Below are 16,465 nucleotides of genomic sequence, written 5' to 3' on the forward strand. Positions count from 1 at the left end.
AAGGGTAATCTCTGGCGCGGGAAGACGATTTCAGAAGGGACTCCCCAATGCGTCTGTTCACTTCGCGCGTCACCGCGCACGCCCACTGCGACCTGCCCTGCGGCGTGTACGACCCGGCCCAGGCCCGGATCGAGGCCGAGTCGGTCAAGGCCACCCAGGAGAAGTACCAGGCCAACGAGGACGCGGTCTTCCGGGCCCGCGCCATCGTCATCAAGGAGGAGCGGGCCGAGCTGGTCAAGCACCACCTCTCGGTGCTGCACACCGACTACTTCAAGGCCCCGCACTTCGAGAAGTACCCGCAGCTGCACGAGCTGTTCAACAACGCGGGCAAGGCGGCCTCGGCCGCCAAGGCGTCCACCGACCCGGCCACCGGCCAGGCGCTGCTCGACCTGATCGCGGAGATCGACAGCATCTTCTGGGAGACCAAGAAGGCCTGACGCCCCACCCCGGTGCCCCGGCCGTTCCCACCGGAACGACCGGGGCACCGGTGCGTTCGCGCTCCACGTCCCGTACTCCACCTGCCTCCAGGAGCACCCGTACCGTGAGCACCTCCCGACGCGCCCTGCTGCTCTCCGCCGCCGTCGGCGGCGTGACCCTGGGCGCCGCCACCGCGAGCCCCGCGGCCGCCGCCGACCCCGGCGCCACGCTGCGGATACCCGACGCGAAGGGGCTGGTCCGGCTGGACCTCTCCCTCGCCACCGTCTTCGACTGCACCGTCACCGGCGACGTGGTCTTCTCCTTCGTCAACTGGCCCGCCGGGCCGGTGGTCACCGAGCCGCTGGTGATCGCCACCCAGGACGCCACCGGCCACCGGATCTCCTTCGAGCACGTCGAGTGGCTGCCCGGCGGCACCGTGCCGGCCTTCCTCACCGGACCGGGGCGGACCAACCTGATCGGCTTCCTCAGTCACGACAACGGCACCACCGTCCACGGCCAGGGCGGGGCGGGCGTCCCCACCCCGGCCCCGGTCGCCGAGAGCGGCTTCGGGATCTTCGGCGACGGAGCCGACGGCCACGTGGTGCTCACCAAGGACGCCACGGCCAACCCGTACGCGGACTTCCTCGGCATGTCCGGCAACTGGTACTGGCTCAAGCGCGACGTCCACCTCGCCTCGCTCACCGTCCCGGCCGGGGTGACCCTCCAGCTCTCCGGCGGTGACACCCCCGCCTACCGGCTGTTCTGCGCCGGGACGGCCCGGATCGACGGCGCCGTGCACAGCTACGTCAACGTGGCGGCCAACGGTGCCAAGGGCGGCCGCAACCTCGCCAAGGGCCTGTTGCTGCCCGGTGCCACCGGCCCGGACGGCACCACCGGGGCCGGCACGGCCGGCGCCTCGGTGCTGGGGCAGAACGGCCCTGCGGCCGGGAGCGGCGGCTCCGCCGCGGGCCGGGCCGGAGGCGCGGGAGGCGGCTCGGCGCTGCCCACCGGCCTCGGCCTGCCGACCGTCCTGCCGTGGGCGGGGCTGGTCGCCACCGGCGGCCCGGGCGCCACCGACCCGGTGCGGTACTTCCCCGGTGGGGCCAGCGGCGGCGCGGGCGCCGGGGACGGCTCCGCCACCGGCGGTGGGGGCGGCGCCGGGGGCAACACCCTTTTCCTGGCGTCCCGTCACCTGGAGCTGAACGGCACGATCGCCGCGCACGGCGGCCGCGGCGGCAACGCGAGCGGCAGCGGGAGCGCGGGCGGCGGCGGTGGCGGCCAGGGCGGGCCGGTGGTGCTGATCACCCACGGCACCACCGGGGCCGGCACGGTCGGCTCCCCCGGCGGCCCGGGCGGGAGCGGGCTCGGCAGCGGCGAGCCCGGCCAGGACGGCTCGGCGGGCTGGATCGTCCGGGTGGCGGTCTGATGCCCCGTCGGCTCGCCTGGAACGCCCCCGACCCGGCCGCCCGGCCCGGCAACCTCAGCCTCGGCCTGGCCTTCGGCTCCGGCTACCAGGCCCGCTTCGACGCCCTGACGGCCCCTCAGCAACAGGACGAGGTCAGCCGCATGCGGGCGGCCGGGATCAGCTGGGTCCGGGCCGACGCCGAGTGGTGGACCGTCCAGCCGGTGCGGGACGCCCCGTACGACTGGCAGGTGCCCGACCGCACCGTGACCGCCCTGCTGGCCGGCGGGATGAACGTGCTGCTGCTGCTCAACGCGGCCCCCGACTCCGGCTGCCTGGCCCCCGGCGCCGAGCCGCTGCGCAGCCCCTGGCGGGCCGTGGACGCCCCGCGGTTCGCCGCCTTCTGCGCGGCCGCGGCGGCCCGCTACGGCCCCCGGGGCGTCACCGCCTACGAGCTGTGGAACGAGCCCAACCTGGACTCCGGCGAGCGGCCGTCCGCCGGTTGGGGCCACCTCTCCCCGTGGGGCTACGCCGACCTCGCGGTCCAGGCGTACCGAGCCGTGAAGACCGCGTTGCCGCAGGCGCACGTGCTGGGCGGCGGTGTGTCCACCCACCCCGAGTTCGGCACCGCCGGCGAGGCCAGGGCGGCCTCCTGGGCCGCCGTGCCGGCCGGGGCGGTCCGGGCCGCCGTGAGCGGGGCCGCGAAGCCGGAGGACCTGAACCGGCTGCTGCACGCCCCCGGCTTCCCGCCCGGCACGGTGGTGACCGGGGTGACCGGCGGCGGCTGGACGGTCGAACCACCGCCCTGGCTCGGGCGGTTCCCCGCGGTCCCGGCCGGCGACACCGGGGCCCGGATCAGCACCGGTTACCCGCCCGGGACCTTCCTCCGCGAGGTCTACGTCCGGGCCGCGGGACAGCCGATGTGGGACGCGCTGGCGATCCACCCGTACACCCAGCCGGTGCTCCCGGCCGATCACCAGCCGCAGTACGGGGGTTGGGCCGCCATCCCGGAGCTGCGCCGGGTCATGGTGGAGCACGGCGAGGGGGCCAAGGCCATGTGGATCACCGAGGTGGGCGCCCCGACCGGTGCGGCCACCGCTTCCTGGCCCGCCCGCACCGCCACCGACCGATCGGTGCAGGTGAGTTGCCCGGCCGCAGTGGCGGCCGATCTCGGACACCAGTTCAGCTCCGGCCTGCCGCAGGGCAGTTACGTCAGCGCGGTGGCACCGGGCGCGGGCTGGACGGTCACCCCGCCGACCGGACTCACCCTGGCCGCGCCCCTGGCCGCCGGAGCTCCGGTGGGCACCCTGCGGCTCGCGCCGACCTCCGGACCGGTACGGATCCCGGCCGGCACCGTGCTGGAACTGGTCCGCGCCCTCGACGCGCCCGGCCTGACCGCGGTGCTCCGGGTCACCACCACCGCCGAGACGACCACTGCCGTGGGCACCCCGGTCGACCTGACGGTCGGTGAGGTGACCCCGACCGGCACCTACCCGGCCGGGAGCGTGCTGCGCGGTCCGCTCGGCCAGACCTGGGGTACCGCTCTGGCCGCCCGGACGGATGCCCAGGTCCGGCTGGCCGGGCCCGGAGTGGCGGTCGTCCCGAGCATGGTCACCGAGCAGCGGCAGGCGGAACTGATCGTCCAGGCCGTCCGGGCCGCAGCGGTCGGTGTGCCCGGCAGCGGCCCGCTGCCGTACGTCGGCCCGGTCTTCCTCTACTGCTGGAGCGACGACGGCGGCGGCGCCGGTCCGTTCGGCCTGGTCCGGGCCGACGGGACCCCGAAAGCCGCGCTGGCCGCCGTCACGGCCCTGGCCACGACGGGCGGCGTCTGAGCCCGGTCACCGGGCAGGGGTTTCCGGCGGACCACCCGCCGGAAACCCACAGCCGCGATCCCCGGTCTCCCGAGTAGGCTCGCCGTATGATCCGCGAAGCAACGCCGTCCGACGTCCCCCTGATCCTCGACCTGATCCGCGAGCTCGCGGAGTACGAGAAGGCCCCCGACGAGGCCGTGGCCACCGAGGAGCAGCTGCGCGAGTCGCTGTTCGGCGCGAACCCGGCCGTCTTCGGCCTGATCGCCGAGGAGGACGGCGGCGGCGAGGCGGTCGGCTTCGCGCTCTGGTTCCGGAACTTCTCCACCTGGCGCGGTACCCACGGGGTCTACCTGGAGGACCTGTACGTCCGCCCGACCGCACGCGGCGGCGGCCACGGCAAGGCCCTGCTCACCGAGCTGGCCCGGATCTGCGTCCGCAACGGGTACTCGCGCCTGGAGTGGACCGTGCTGGACTGGAACGAACCCGCCATCGGCTTCTACACGTCGCTGGGTGCGGTGGGCATGGACGAGTGGACCGTGCACCGGCTCACCGGCGAGGCGCTGGCCGCCCTCGGCGCCGAGTAGCGGACCTCCGTGCCTGCCACGGCAGTTCGAACTCCTTCGCCCGTTCCCGTGACCCACGTCCTGGATCGCGACAAGCGTCGGTCCGGCGCGGTAACGTCTCGGGCGGATGCGCGGCGTTCCGACCTCTCCCGTATGGGTATGACCGGTACGTACCGCACCACCCCTCTTCACAGTTGGGGCTGAGCAGTTGAACCGAGCAACAGGAAGTGCCGCGGCCTCCCGGCCGCAAGCACCGCGCGTCACCCAGGAGGTGAGGGTGTCCCAGATCGACGGCGATCCCGGAGTGAAGGACTTCGTCGAAGTCCGGCTGCCCGCGGCGGGGGCGTACCTCTCGGTGCTGCGAACGGCGACGGCCGGTCTCGCGGCCCGTTTGGACTTCACCCTCGACGAGATCGAGGACCTCCGGATCGCAGTGGACGAAGCCTGCGCCATCCTGCTCCAGCAGGCTGTCCCGGGCTCCGTGCTGAGCTGCGAGTTCCGCCTGGTCGGTGACTCGCTCCGGGTCACCGTGGCGGCCCCGACCACCGACGGCCGGGCCCCCGAACGGGACACCTTCGCCTGGACGGTGCTCTCCGCACTGGCCGGCGAGGTGGAGTCCACGGTCGGCGCGGACAACACCGTGAGCATCAGCCTGCACAAGAAGCGCGGCGGAGCACCGGTCGCGGTGTGAGTCCACTCGCGAAGCCGTACGCGCGGCCCGGCCGCGCGTACGGCTCCCCCGTACCGCAGCGCGGTACGAACCCTCAGTGAAGTGCTCCGGAACGGAACGGGTGACCGCCGTGAGTGATCTCGACCGCACAGGCATGGCCCCCGGCCCGGCCGCCACCGCAGACTTGAGCCTGCCGGCCCAGCCGAGCCCCGCCGCCCCGCCCCCTGCCCGATCCGACCCCGCCGACGTGCACCCGAAGGACAACCATCGGATGACCCAGCCGACAGACCCGACGAACGACCAGCAGCCCGCCCCTCCGGTGCGTCCGCCGGTCGCCGGAGCCGTCCCGGCCCAGGCGCACCGCTCCGGCGCGCCGGACCGCGAGGCCGCGCGGGCGCTCTTCGTCCGGCTGGCGGAGCTGCCGGAGGGTTCGCCCGAGCGGGTCGAGCTGCGCAACCAGCTGGTCCGGATGCACATCCCGCTGGTCGAGCACCTGGCCCGCCGCTTCCGCAACCGCGGCGAGCCGCTGGACGACCTCACCCAGGTCGCCACCATCGGCCTGATCAAGTCGGTGGACCGCTTCGACCACGAGCGCGGCGTGGAGTTCTCCACCTACGCCACCCCGACCATCGTCGGCGAGATCAAGCGGCACTTCCGGGACAAGGGCTGGGCGGTCCGCGTCCCGCGCCGCCTCCAGGAGCTCCGCCTCTCGCTCACCACGGCGACCAGCGAGCTCTCCCAGCGGCACGGCCGCTCCCCCACGGTGCACGAGCTGGCCGAGCACCTCGGCATCTCCGAGGAGGACGTGCTGGAGGGCCTGGAGTCGGCCAACGCCTACTCCACGCTCTCCCTCGACGTCCCGGACAGCGACGACGAGTCCCCCGCGGTGGCCGACACCCTGGGCGCCACCGACGAGGCGCTGGAGGGGGTCGAGTACCGCGAGTCGCTCAAGCCGCTGCTGGCCCAACTCCCGCCCCGGGAGCAGAAGATCCTGGTGCTGCGGTTCTTCCGGAACATGACGCAGTCCCAGATCGCGGCCGAGGTCGGCATCTCCCAGATGCACGTCTCCCGGCTGCTGGCCCGCACGCTGGCCCAGCTCCGGGAGAAGCTCCTCGTCGAGGAGTGACGGACCCTCAGCCCTGGCCCTCAGGCCCTGAGGCTCAGGAACCTTCGGCGGTGCTCTGCTGCGCGTAGAGCACCGCCGTCACCTTCGGGTTGAGCAGCGCGCCGATGCCGACCAGCCCGACCAGGCCGATCACCACCCCGAGCACCTGCATCGCGCCGCCGTTCTGCCACATGTAGTAGGCCACCGGCAGGCAGATCGAGTTGGTCAGCACGGCCGGGGTGCGGCCCCAGCGGCGCAGCTTCAGCAGCGCCCGCCCGGCCAGCAGCGGCTGGAGGCCGAGCAGCAGCAGGATCACCCCGCCGAACTCGCTGCGGCCCAGCGCCGGGGAGTCCCAGAAGAACCCGGCGATCACGTCGTAGACGCCCCAGCCGGCCAGCGCCGCACCCTCCAGCGCGGTGATCGCGGCGCCGACGACGAGCGGGGTGGGCCGGGCGGGTCCGGTGGTCATGGAATCGGTGGTCACTCCAGCAGGGTAGCCGCAGCGGTTCGCACCCCGACCCGTAGGCTGAGCGCCATGCGCGCTCTCCTGGTCGTGAACCCGAAGGCGACCACCACCAGTGGACGCACCCGCGACGTGCTGATCCACGCCCTGCGCAGCGACCTCCGGCTGGAGGTGGCCCACACGGAGTACCGGGGCCACGCCCACGACCTGGCCGCGGGGGCCGCCGAGCGCGGCTTCGACCTGGTGGTCGCGCTGGGCGGCGACGGCACGGTCAACGAGGTCGTCAACGGGCTGCTCGCGCACGGCCCCTCCGAACGGGTGCCCCGGCTGGCCGTGGTCCCCGGCGGCTCGACCAACGTCTTCGCCCGCACCCTCGGCCTGCCCAACGACCCGGTGGAGGCCACCGGCGCGCTGCTGGACGCCCTGGAGCACCGCCGCGAGCGGGCGGTCAGCCTGGGCAAGGCGATGAGCGAGGGCTGCCCCGACCGCTGGTTCACCTTCACCGCGGGCCTCGGTTTCGACGCCGGCGTGGTGGGCCGGGTGGAGGCACAGCGGCGGGCCGGGAAGAAGTCCACCCACGCGCTCTACGTGAGCCAGGCGCTCCGGCATTTCGTCACCGAGCGTGATCATCGCCGCAACGGCCCCATCAGCCTGGAAATCAACGGCCAGGACCCCGTCCCGGGCCTCGTCCTGGCCATAGTCAGCAACACCTCGCCCTGGACCTTCCTGGGCAGCCGTCCGGTCTTCCCCTCCCCCTCCGCCTCCTTCGACACCGACCTGGACATCTTCGGCATCACTCGAATGACCGCGTTCGGCACGGCTCGAACGGTGCGTCAGATTCTGCGTTCGCACACGGCTTCGGAAGGCCGCACAGGGCCGTCCGGCCCTACGGGCAAGCACCTCGTCTCCTACCACGACGTCCGGCACTTCACCTTGGTTTCACAGGAACCGGCCCCGTTTCAGGTCGACGGGGACCACCTTGGAGACAGGAGTCGCGTCAGTTTCACAGGCGTTCGGCGGGCACTGCGTGTGATTGTGTGACCAGAAGGGCCCGTTGCCCTTCTTCTCGAACGCACAAGCCCCCTTCACCCCATAGAAGTACGGGCTGTGAGCTAGGCGACACCGAAGAATCAAAAATTTCCAGCCGAAGGGGGTTGTATCCGAGCCCGAGGTTTGCGAACCTCTACATGGCGATCGGGACACGTCGCAGCGGGACATACCGCGACGAGCTCCCTTGATAGCCCGAACCCCCTCCAGCACAGACCTCCCAGGCCCAGCGGGCCTTTGGTCCCTTTTGCTGTTGCGGGATTCGTGAAAGCGTTCACATTCACAAGCCACCACGATTGCGTCGCGCGGGCCACAGCCTGCCGACCGGAGGAGTTGGACGAACATGGACTGGCGCCACCGCGCTGTCTGTCGCGAAGAGGACCCGGAGCTGTTCTTCCCGATCGGGAACACCGGCCCTGCTCTGCTGCAGATCGAGGAAGCCAAGGCCGTGTGCCGCCGTTGCCCCGTCATGGAGCAGTGCCTCCAGTGGGCGCTCGAGACCGGCCAGGACGCCGGCGTCTGGGGCGGCATGAGCGAGGACGAGCGTCGTGCGATGAAGCGCCGCGCCGCCCGCAACCGCGCCCGCACCGCCTGAGTGACCGTCAGCCCCGCCTGATCAATCCACGATCAAGGGTCAGGCCGTGCCGTACGGCGCGCCGGGCCTTCCGCACCGCGGGTACTTGATACTGTTCACTTAGAGCAATACCGTGGAGCTGTGGCGCTCACCGTGTGCAACACGTCGAGCGAGTGCCGCGCGACACCACAGAGCCCCCGTTCCGGCCGACTCCCCCCGACGGCCGGAACGGGTTGAGAGGCCCTGTCGACCCACCCCCCCGGTCGACAGGGCCTCGTTTCTTTTCGGCCGACCGCAGGTTCGCGCGCCCAGGGGCGCGAGGAACTGCGCGAGTCGGAAGACACGGACCCGCAGCCGCTCGCCCGCGCCCAGTTGCACGTGCGACGACTCAGCGAACCGGGATCTCCAGGATCACCTTCGTCCCCCCGTCCGGCGCCGCCACCATGTCGAAGGTGCCGCCCAGCTCGTTGGTGGCCAGGGTCCGGACGATCTGCAGCCCGAGGTTCCCCGAGCTCTGCGGGTCGAAGCCCTCCGGCATGCCGGTGCCGTCGTCCTGCACGGTGATCAGCAGGTACTCCTCCGGCCGGGCCCCGGTGTTCCAACTGTCCGACCACCCCTTCCCGGTGGCCGGTGCCCGCCCGCGGAGCGCGCTGACCTCCAGGTTGCCCCCGGCGCTCGGCCCGAAGGCGTGCTCCAGCGCGTTCTGCAGCAGTTCGGTGAGCACCATCGCCAGCGGCGTGGCCACCTCCGCCGAGAGGATCCCGAACGAGCCGGTTCGCCGGGTGGCCACCCGGCCGTCCTGGGAGAGCTCCATCACCATGGCCAGCACCCGGTCGGCGATCTCGTCGAAGGCCACCGCCTCGTCCAGCGCCTGGGAGAGCGTCTCGTGCACGATGGCGATCGAGCCGACCCGCCGCACCGCCTCGTCCAGTGCGGCCCGCCCGGACTCGGAGTCCATCCGCCGGGCCTGCAGCCGCAGCAGCGCCGCCACCGTCTGGAGGTTGTTCTTCACCCGGTGGTGGATCTCCCGGATGGTCGCGTCCTTGGTCATCAACTCCCGGTCACGGCGCCGGAGTTCGGTGACGTCCCGGCAGAGCACCAGCGAGCCGGTGAGGGTGCCCTTGGGCTTGAGCGGGATGGCCCGCAGGGTGACCACGCCGCCCTGGGCCTCGACCTCGGTCTGCCGCGGGGCCCAGCCGCTGGCCAGCTTGACCAGGGCCTCGTGCACCGCGCCGCGCGAGGGCGGCACCAACTCGGCGGTGGCGCGGCCCAGATGACTGCCCACCAGGTCGGTGGTGAGGCCCAGGCGGTGGTAGGCGGAGAGGGCGTTGGGGCTGGCGTAGGTGACGATGCCGTCGGCGTCCAGCCGGATCAGGCCGTCGCCGACCCGGGGGGCGGCGTCCATGTCGGCCTGCTCGACGCCCGGGTAGGGGAAGCTGCCGGCCGCGATCATCTGGGCCAGGTCGGAGGCGGACTGCAGGTAGGTGAGCTCCAGCCGGCTGGGCGTGCGCACCGTCAGCAGGTTGGTGTTGCGGGCGATCACCCCGAGCACCCGGCCCTCTCGGCGGACCGGGATGGACTCCACCCGGACGGGCACCTCCTCGCGCCACTCCGGATCTCCCTCGCGGACGATCCGGCCCTCGTCGTAGGCGGCGTCCAGCAGTGGCCGGCGGCCCCGGGGCACCAGGTGGCCGACCATGTCGTCCTGGTACGAGGTGGGGCCCGTGTTGGGCCGCATCTGGGCCACCGAGACGTACCGGATGCCGTCCCAGGTGGGGATCCAGAGCACCAGATCGGCGAAGGAGAGGTCGGAGAGCAGCTGCCACTCCGAGACCAGCATGTGCAGCCACTCCACGTCGGCACCCGTCAGGGTGGTGTGGCGGCGGACGAGTTCGTTCAGCGAGGGCACAGGGCGAGCGTATCCGGAGCGGCCCCGCGGGGGCCTCCCGGAGCGATCACCACCGATCCCGGGAGCTCTCTGGACAACCAGGATTGGTCTAGTCCACAATGGAGAAGCACCAAGGAGACACCCCCCGCGCAACTGCCCTGACCGCGCGCGGTGCCTCCTCGGTCGGACGCTCCGGACCGGCGGCCCCGCACAGTTGCCGGCCCGCAGGAGCGACCGACGACAGCTCCGGGCTGCGGTGCCGCACAGGTTGAGGGTCCTGTGTCGGCGCCGTGGCCCGTAGTGCTTTCCGGGGGCACTGCGCCGTCCGGGGACGACGCCCCGTCACTTGGCCAGCGCCCGCGGCTCGTCCGGGTCCTGCCCGCGGGCGACCGCCACCTCGTGGGCCAGCTGCTGCAGCGGCAGGACCTCCAGCACCGGCTGCAGCTCCTCCGGCACGCCGGACGGCAGCACGAACCCCGCCGAGGCGGCCGCCACCTGCTCCGCGGTGCCGAACACCACCAGGTCCGCGCCCCTCCCCCGCAGCCGGTCCAGCACCGGCCGGAGCGCCTCGCCGCCCTTGCCGTCCGGCACCACCGCGATCACCGGCGAGACGTTGTCCACCATCGCCAGCGGCCCGTGCAGCAGGTCCGCGCCGGAGAACGCCGAGGCCGGGATGTAGCTGGTCTCCATCAGCTTGAGCGCGGCCTCCCGGGCGGTCGGGTAGCCGTAGCCGCGCGAGGTGAGCACCAGCCGCTGGGCGAAGCGGTAGCGCTCGGCCAGCGCCCGCACCTCGTCCCGCCGCCCGAGCACCTGCTCGGCCAGGTCCGGCAGCACCCGGGCGGCCTCCCCGCCCTCGCCGCGCAGGCCCTGCACCAGCAGGTAGAGCGTCAGCAGTTCGGCGGTGTAGGTCTTGGTGGCCGGCAGCGCCCGCTCCGGCCCGGCCAGCACGTCCACGTGAAACTCGGAGACCTCGGCCAGCCGCGAGCCCGCGTTGTTGGTGACGGCCAGGGTGACGGCCCCGGCCTCCCGGGCCGCGTTGGTGGAGGCCACCAGGTCCGGCGAGCCGCCGGAGCGGCTGACCGTCACCACCAGCACGTCGGTGAGGTCCGGCCGCGCCCCGTAGGCGGTGACGGTGGACATCGAGCTGAGCCCGGCCGGCCTGCCGAGCAGGATCTCCACCAGGTACTTGGCGTACAGCGCGGCGTTGTCCGAGGTGCCGCGCGCGGCCAGCAGCACGAACCGCGGACGGCGGGCCGCCACCTCGGCCGCGATCGCGGCGATCCCCGGCGCGCCCTCGTCGAGGATCCGGCGGAGCACGGCGGGCTGCTCGGCCGTCTCCGCCGCCATGATGCGGCCGGGCCCTTCGGCGACGGACATCTGACGCTGCCTCCGGCTCGGTCGGCCCCCTCGGAATCCCCGCTGGTGAGCCTACGGAGCACCGGCCGCCCCGGCACGCAGGAGGCCGCCGTCCGGTGGAGCGCGGACGGCGGCCTCCGACGGCGCGTCAGGGCGGGGTGGCGTCGGGACGGGGTGGCGTCAGGACGGCTGGTTGATCAGCTGGTCGATCTTGGCGTCGGCCTCCTGGGTGGCCTGGTCGACCGACTTACCGCCCTTCAGGATGTCGGTGAGCATGGTCACCAGCACGTTCTGCTTCTCGATCGCGCCCCAGCCGGGGGCCAGCGGGGTGAACCAGGCGTTCGGCACCGCGTTGGCCGCCGCCGCCGTGGCGGGCTTGGACTTCAGCGGGGCGAGCTGGGTCAGGTTGTTCGGCAGGGTGTCCTTGTCGACCAGCACCTGCTGCGACTTGGCGCTGGTGAACATCCGGATCCAGTCCTTGGCCGCGTCCTGGTTCTGCGACTTGGCGGTGACCGCCAGGTCGGAGCCGCCGATGAAGGAGGGCAGCGGCTTGCCGTTGGGGCCGGGCATGCCGACCACCTTCAGCACGTCCTTGAGCCCCGGGTTGCCGCCGACCGGGGCGGTGGCGGTGCCGATCTCCCAGCCGTTGCCGTAGAGCATCGCGGTCTTCTGCTTGCCGAGCACGCCGGACTGGTTGAGCTCGTTGACCGTCAGGTCGCCGTTGTTGTACTTCTTCACCAGGTCGACGAAGTGCTGGACGCCCTGCTGGGACTTGGCGTCGTGCAGCGAGCCGTGCCACTTGCCGGTGGAGTCGAAGCGGGCGATGGTGCCGCCGTACGCCTCGACGTAGGACATCGCGGCGTACCAGTACGGGCCGGGCAGGTAGAGCGCGGAGAAGGCCTTGTCGCCCTTGCGCTTGGCCGCCACCTTGTCGAGCGCGGCCCGCAGCTCGTCCTCGGTGGCCGGGAACTCGGCGCTGCCGGTGGCCTCCTGGAACATCGCGGTGTTGTAGATGCCGACCCGGGCGCCCGCGTAGTACGGCACGCAGTAGAGCTTGTCCTGGTACTCGCAGGTCTTGACCAGGCCCTTGATCCAGGTGTCGGAGTTGTCGTAGCTCGCCTTGTCCACCGGGGCCAGGGAATTGTTCAGGATGTACTTCATGGTCTCGGTGTTGCCGAGTTCGACCACGTCCGGAGCGTCCGCCTGGCCGGCCAGCGCGGCGTCCAACTTGGTGATCTTGTCGGCCCAGCCCTGGTAGCTGAGCCGGAGGTCGATCTTCGGGTACTTCGCCGCGAACTCGTCGTTGACCTGCTGGACCAGCTCGGGCCAGTTCTGCTGGGCCTCGTTCATCAGCCAGATGGTGACGCTGCCGGTCATCGACTTCGGGTCCGCGCTGCTCGGACCGCCGCTCTTGGCGCCCGACCCACCGTCACTTCCGCAGGCCGCGGTACTTGCGAGCAGTGCTGCGACGCCGAACGCCGCCATGAGCCGACGGTTCACGCCATCCTCCTGGTTTCGATCCCGGCCCAAGCTGTGGTTTAGACCGGATTGCTGGAGACTGGCCTAGACCAAAGCTGGTGTCAACGGATTCCGGGTGTCCAAGTGGCGGACGTTGCAGACCTGTTGTGAGTCGTGTGCGATGTGTTGCCGATCGGGCACATAGGGTTCCCTTAATGCTCCGTTAAGGCAGCCTGAGTACCCGTCAGAATTCTTGTCGCGGACACGGAAAAAGCCCCCGGAGGAATTCCTCCGGGGGCTTTTTGTTGACGTTATGTCAATTGCATTCGGCTCACTGGCCGGTGAGCACCTCGACGGCCGCCAGCCCGCAGACCCGGGCGGCGCCGTGGGTGGCCACGTACAGGGCTCCGGCGGGCTTGGCCTGAGGCACGCCCATCTCGACCACCGCGGCGTCCGGACGGGCCGTCAGGAGCCGCGAGAGCAGCTCCGTCATCCACGGGTAGCGGTGCTCGTCGCGGACCACCAGGACCAGGCTGCGGCCCTCGGCGCCGGCCAGCAGGCGGCCGGCGGTGGCCGCCAGCGCCTCCGGGGTGGCGTCCTCGGGGCCGACCGCAGCGGTCGAGGTGCCCGGGAAGCGGTCGGCCAGCATGGCCGAGACGCCCCACGGGGTCTCGTAGCCGACCGCGAAGTTGGGCTCGGCGGAGAGCGAGGCGACGAACGGGCGCTCGGTCACCGGGGTGAACGGGCGGCCCGGGGCGCGGACCACCCGCAGGGCCCGCCGGGCGGCCCGCAGGCCGATCGCCAGCTCCGGGTCGGACTGACCGGCCTGGGACTCGATCCGGGCCCAGGAGCCGAGCGTACGGACCCGCTGGGCCGCGTCGGCCAGCCGCTCCTCGGCCAGCTCGCCGGAGCGCACGCCCTCGACGATGGCGTCCCGCAGGTGCAGCACCGTCTCCTCGTCGTCGTGGCCGCCGCCGACGCAGATCGCGTCGGCGCCGGCCGCGAGCGCCCGGACCGTGCCGTTGCCCATCCCGTAGGTGTCCGAGATGGCGCCCATCTCGATCCCGTCGGTCACGATCAGGCCCTGGTAGCCGAGCTGGCCGCGGAGCAGGTCGGTGAGGACCGCCGGGCTGAGCGTGGCGGGCAGGGCGGGATCCAGTGCGGGGACCATGATGTGAGCGGTCATCACGGACTTGGCACCGGCCTCGATCGCGGCCAGGAAGGGCGGCAGGTCGCGGGAGCGCAGCAGGTCCACGTCGACGTCGACCACCGGGAGGCCCAGGTGCGAGTCGATCGCGGTGTCCCCGTGGCCGGGGAAGTGCTTGGCGCAGGCGGCCACGCCGGCCGACTGCAGACCGGTGACCCAGGCCGCCGTGTGGCGGGCGCAGAGCTCGGGGTCGTCACCGAAGGAGCGGACGCCGATCACCGGGTTGCGCGGGTCGGAGTTGACGTCGGCCGAGGGCGCCCAGTTGTGGTTGACGCCGCAGGCCACCAGGGCCCGGGCCAGCTCGCGGGCGACGCTCTCGGTGAGGGCCGTGTCGTCGATCGCGCCGAGCGCGAGGTTGCCCGGCCAGGAGGAGCCGGACGGGGCCTCGATCCGGGTGACGTCGCCGCCCTCCTCGTCGATGGCGATGAGCAGGTCCGGGTTCTCCGCACGCAGCTGGGCGGTGAGCGCGGCCAGCTGCTGGAGGTCGATCACGTTGCGGCCGAACAGGGCGACCGAGCCGAGCCCGTCGGCCAGGTGCCGGCGCACCCAGTCCGGCGGGGTGGCGGTGCCCACGAAGCCGGGCTGGAGGACCGTCAGGGCGTCCCGGTGGAGCTGGTCGCTGCCGGTCACGGCGGGGGTCAGGATGCTCATCGGCTCAGCCCTTCACGGCGCCGGCGGTGAGGCCGGAGGCGATCCGGCGCTGCACCAGGAGGAAGAAGATCACCACGGGGATGGCCATCATCGTCGAGCCGGCCATCATCGGGGCGTACTCGGTGCCGCGGGTGGTGGTGAAGTTGCCGAGCCACACCGTGGCGGTGGTGTTGGTCTGGCTGAGCAGCTGGAGCGCGTAGAGGTACTCGTTCCAGGCCTGGATGAAGCCGTAGATCGCGGTGGCCACCATGCCGGGGGCGAGCAGCGGGAAGACCACCCGGACGAACGCGCCGGTGCGGGTGCAGCCGTCCACCATGGCCGACTCCTCCAGCTCCTTCGGGATGTTCACGATGAAGCCGCGGAGCGTCCACACCGTGAAGGGGAGCACGAAGGTGAGGTAGGTCAGGATGATGCCGGTGAGCTTGTTGTACTGGCCCAGGTCGTTCAGCAGCAGGAAGACCGGGATGATCATCGCGACCAGCGGGACCATCTGGACCGTCAGGATGCCGACGATGACCACCTTGCGGCCGCGGAAGGCGAACCGGGAGATGGCGAGCGCGGCGAGCAGGCCGACCACCAGGCCGATGGCCACGGTGGAGCCGGCGATGATCAGCGAGCGGGTCACCGGGCCCCAGAAGTCGGAGACCTCCAGCGCCCGGCTGAAGTTCTCCAGCGAGAGCGGGAACGGCAGGAACTTCGGGTCGGTGGAGATGGCGTCCTTGGACGGCTTGAGCGCCGTGTTGACCATCCAGTAGACCGGGAAGCCCATGACCACGGCGGTGATGACGCCGAGCAGGTTGTAGAGCGGGCGGCCCTTCGGGGCCTTCTCCTTGGCGGTCGTCATCACTCCACCTCTCCAATCTTCAGCATCTGGCGCATGTAGACGGCGATCACGCCGAGCAGCAGCAGAACGGTCAGCAGGGCGATGGCCGAGCCCATCGAGTAGTCGTTGACCACGAACGCCTTGTCGTAGGAGTAGGTGGTGAGCAGCTGGTACTCGGGCTCGGGGTGTCCGCCGCGCATCAGGAAGACCTGCGCGAAGACGCCCATGTCCCAGATCACGGAGAGGGTGGCCAGCATGACGATGATGGGCTTGAGCACCGGGATGGTGACGTACCGGAAGACCTTGAAGGCACCGGCGCCGTCCATCCGGGCCGCCTCCTCCAGCTCCTTCGGGACCTGGGTGAGGCCGGCGTGCAGGGTGATCGCCACGAACGGGACGGCGCCCCAGACCACCAGGGCCATGATGATGGTGAAGCCCTGGGTGGAGTCGATGAACCAGTTGTGCTTCTCGAAGTCCAGGCCGATCTTGGTGAGCAGCCAGTTGACGACGCCGTAGTCGCTGTCGAACATCCACTTGAAGACGGTGACGGCGACCACGATGGGCATCGCCCAGCTCGCCACCAGGGCGATGTTGATCAGCGTCTTCACCCAGCCGGAGACCCGGACCAGCAGCATCGCGATCAGCATGCCGACGACCATGGTGGTGACCACCGCGCCGACCGTGAAGATGATCGTGCGGACCACGACGTCCCAGAACATCGAGTCGCCGAGCACGGTGGTGAAGTTCTGGAAGCCGACCCACTCGGTGGGGAGGAAGCCCCAGAGCTGCGACTGCCCGAAGTTCTGGAACGACAGCGTGACGAGCCGGACCAGGGGGTAGCCGAGCACCACGGCCAGCACGACCATGGTCGGCGCCAGCAGCAGCCACGGGGCCGCCGCGGTGCCCATCCGGCCGCCGCGGGCCGGCTTGGCGGCTCTGCCGGTGGCGGGGGCGCCCGCAGATGATGAGGGCCGCTTCGGCGGCACCTTCGCGGTGGATGTGTCGGCACTCATCACGTGCTCCTCAACTA

General features: G+C 71.8%; 15 protein-coding genes. 8 read left to right on the forward strand and 7 right to left on the reverse strand.

What is annotated here, in order from left to right; all coding sequences use genetic code 11:
- Positions 1–47 precede the first annotated feature (47 nt).
- The 6 genes from sodN to ACIA8O_RS29845 all read left to right on the forward strand — a co-directional run bounded on the left by sodN (position 48) and on the right by ACIA8O_RS29845 (position 5,989).
- Positions 48–437: a superoxide dismutase, Ni gene (gene sodN, locus ACIA8O_RS29820; protein WP_345290026.1), complete on the forward strand. Its 390-nt coding sequence runs from the start codon at positions 48–50 to the stop codon at positions 435–437.
- Between the two features lie 104 nt (positions 438–541).
- Complete coding sequence (locus ACIA8O_RS29825) at positions 542–1,843, forward strand: hypothetical protein (protein WP_396297073.1); 1,302 nt, start codon at positions 542–544, stop codon at positions 1,841–1,843.
- Positions 1,843–3,651 (forward strand): hypothetical protein, encoded by a 1,809-nt coding sequence (locus ACIA8O_RS29830; protein ID WP_396297074.1) that lies wholly within the window; start codon positions 1,843–1,845, stop codon positions 3,649–3,651. Before ACIA8O_RS29825 ends, ACIA8O_RS29830 begins: the two co-directional genes overlap by 1 nt.
- Before the next feature lie 86 nt (positions 3,652–3,737).
- Complete coding sequence (locus ACIA8O_RS29835) at positions 3,738–4,214, forward strand: GNAT family N-acetyltransferase (RefSeq protein WP_396297075.1); 477 nt, start codon at positions 3,738–3,740, stop codon at positions 4,212–4,214.
- Positions 4,215–4,470: 256 nt separating this feature from the next.
- Positions 4,471–4,884 carry an anti-sigma regulatory factor gene (locus ACIA8O_RS29840; protein WP_345290023.1) on the forward strand — a complete coding sequence of 138 codons (414 nt, stop codon included), beginning with the start codon at positions 4,471–4,473 and terminating at the stop codon, positions 4,882–4,884.
- 133 nt (positions 4,885–5,017) lie between these two features.
- A complete protein-coding gene (locus ACIA8O_RS29845) occupies positions 5,018–5,989 on the forward strand; it encodes an RNA polymerase sigma factor SigF (RefSeq protein WP_396297196.1) in 972 nt (323 codons plus the stop codon).
- Positions 5,990–6,023: 34 nt separating this feature from the next.
- On the opposite strand, the gene ACIA8O_RS29850 is transcribed toward ACIA8O_RS29845, so the two are convergent.
- Complete coding sequence (locus ACIA8O_RS29850) at positions 6,024–6,452, reverse strand: hypothetical protein (RefSeq protein WP_396297076.1); 429 nt, start codon at positions 6,450–6,452, stop codon at positions 6,024–6,026.
- 51 nt (positions 6,453–6,503) lie between these two features.
- Here ACIA8O_RS29850 and ACIA8O_RS29855 point away from each other — a divergent pair, with 51 nt between their 5' ends.
- Both ACIA8O_RS29855 and ACIA8O_RS29860 read left to right on the forward strand, forming a co-directional pair.
- Positions 6,504–7,472 carry a diacylglycerol/lipid kinase family protein gene (locus ACIA8O_RS29855; protein WP_396297077.1) on the forward strand — a complete coding sequence of 323 codons (969 nt, stop codon included), beginning with the start codon at positions 6,504–6,506 and terminating at the stop codon, positions 7,470–7,472.
- A 349-nt stretch (positions 7,473–7,821) separates the two neighbouring features.
- Positions 7,822–8,073, forward strand: a complete 252-nt coding sequence (locus ACIA8O_RS29860) for a WhiB family transcriptional regulator (protein WP_014138019.1) — start codon at positions 7,822–7,824, stop codon at positions 8,071–8,073.
- Between the two features lie 367 nt (positions 8,074–8,440).
- Here ACIA8O_RS29860 and ACIA8O_RS29865 read toward each other — a convergent pair whose 3' ends face one another.
- The 6 genes from ACIA8O_RS29865 to ACIA8O_RS29890 all read right to left on the reverse strand — a co-directional run bounded on the left by ACIA8O_RS29865 (position 8,441) and on the right by ACIA8O_RS29890 (position 16,451).
- Complete coding sequence (locus tag ACIA8O_RS29865) at positions 8,441–9,961, reverse strand: sensor histidine kinase (protein ID WP_396297078.1); 1,521 nt, start codon at positions 9,959–9,961, stop codon at positions 8,441–8,443.
- A 321-nt stretch (positions 9,962–10,282) separates the two neighbouring features.
- Positions 10,283–11,317 carry an SIS domain-containing protein gene (locus tag ACIA8O_RS29870; protein ID WP_396297079.1) on the reverse strand — a complete coding sequence of 345 codons (1,035 nt, stop codon included), beginning with the start codon at positions 11,315–11,317 and terminating at the stop codon, positions 10,283–10,285.
- A gap of 159 nt (positions 11,318–11,476) precedes the next feature.
- Positions 11,477–12,796 carry an extracellular solute-binding protein gene (locus ACIA8O_RS29875; RefSeq protein WP_396297080.1) on the reverse strand — a complete coding sequence of 440 codons (1,320 nt, stop codon included), beginning with the start codon at positions 12,794–12,796 and terminating at the stop codon, positions 11,477–11,479.
- Positions 12,797–13,085: 289 nt separating this feature from the next.
- Positions 13,086–14,612, reverse strand: coding sequence for a glycoside hydrolase family 3 protein (locus ACIA8O_RS29880; protein ID WP_396297081.1), 1,527 nt, complete (start codon positions 14,610–14,612; stop codon positions 13,086–13,088).
- A 4-nt stretch (positions 14,613–14,616) separates the two neighbouring features.
- On the reverse strand, positions 14,617–15,456 hold the full coding sequence (locus ACIA8O_RS29885) for a carbohydrate ABC transporter permease (protein WP_396297082.1): 840 nt from the start codon (positions 15,454–15,456) through the stop codon (positions 14,617–14,619).
- Positions 15,456–16,451 carry a carbohydrate ABC transporter permease gene (locus tag ACIA8O_RS29890; RefSeq protein ID WP_396297083.1) on the reverse strand — a complete coding sequence of 332 codons (996 nt, stop codon included), beginning with the start codon at positions 16,449–16,451 and terminating at the stop codon, positions 15,456–15,458. Before ACIA8O_RS29890 ends, ACIA8O_RS29885 begins: the two co-directional genes overlap by 1 nt.
- Between the last annotated feature and the right edge of the window lie 14 nt (positions 16,452–16,465).

It is taken from the genome of Kitasatospora sp. NPDC051853 (genome assembly GCF_044452665.1).
GTDB lineage: Bacteria > Actinomycetota > Actinomycetes > Streptomycetales > Streptomycetaceae > Kitasatospora.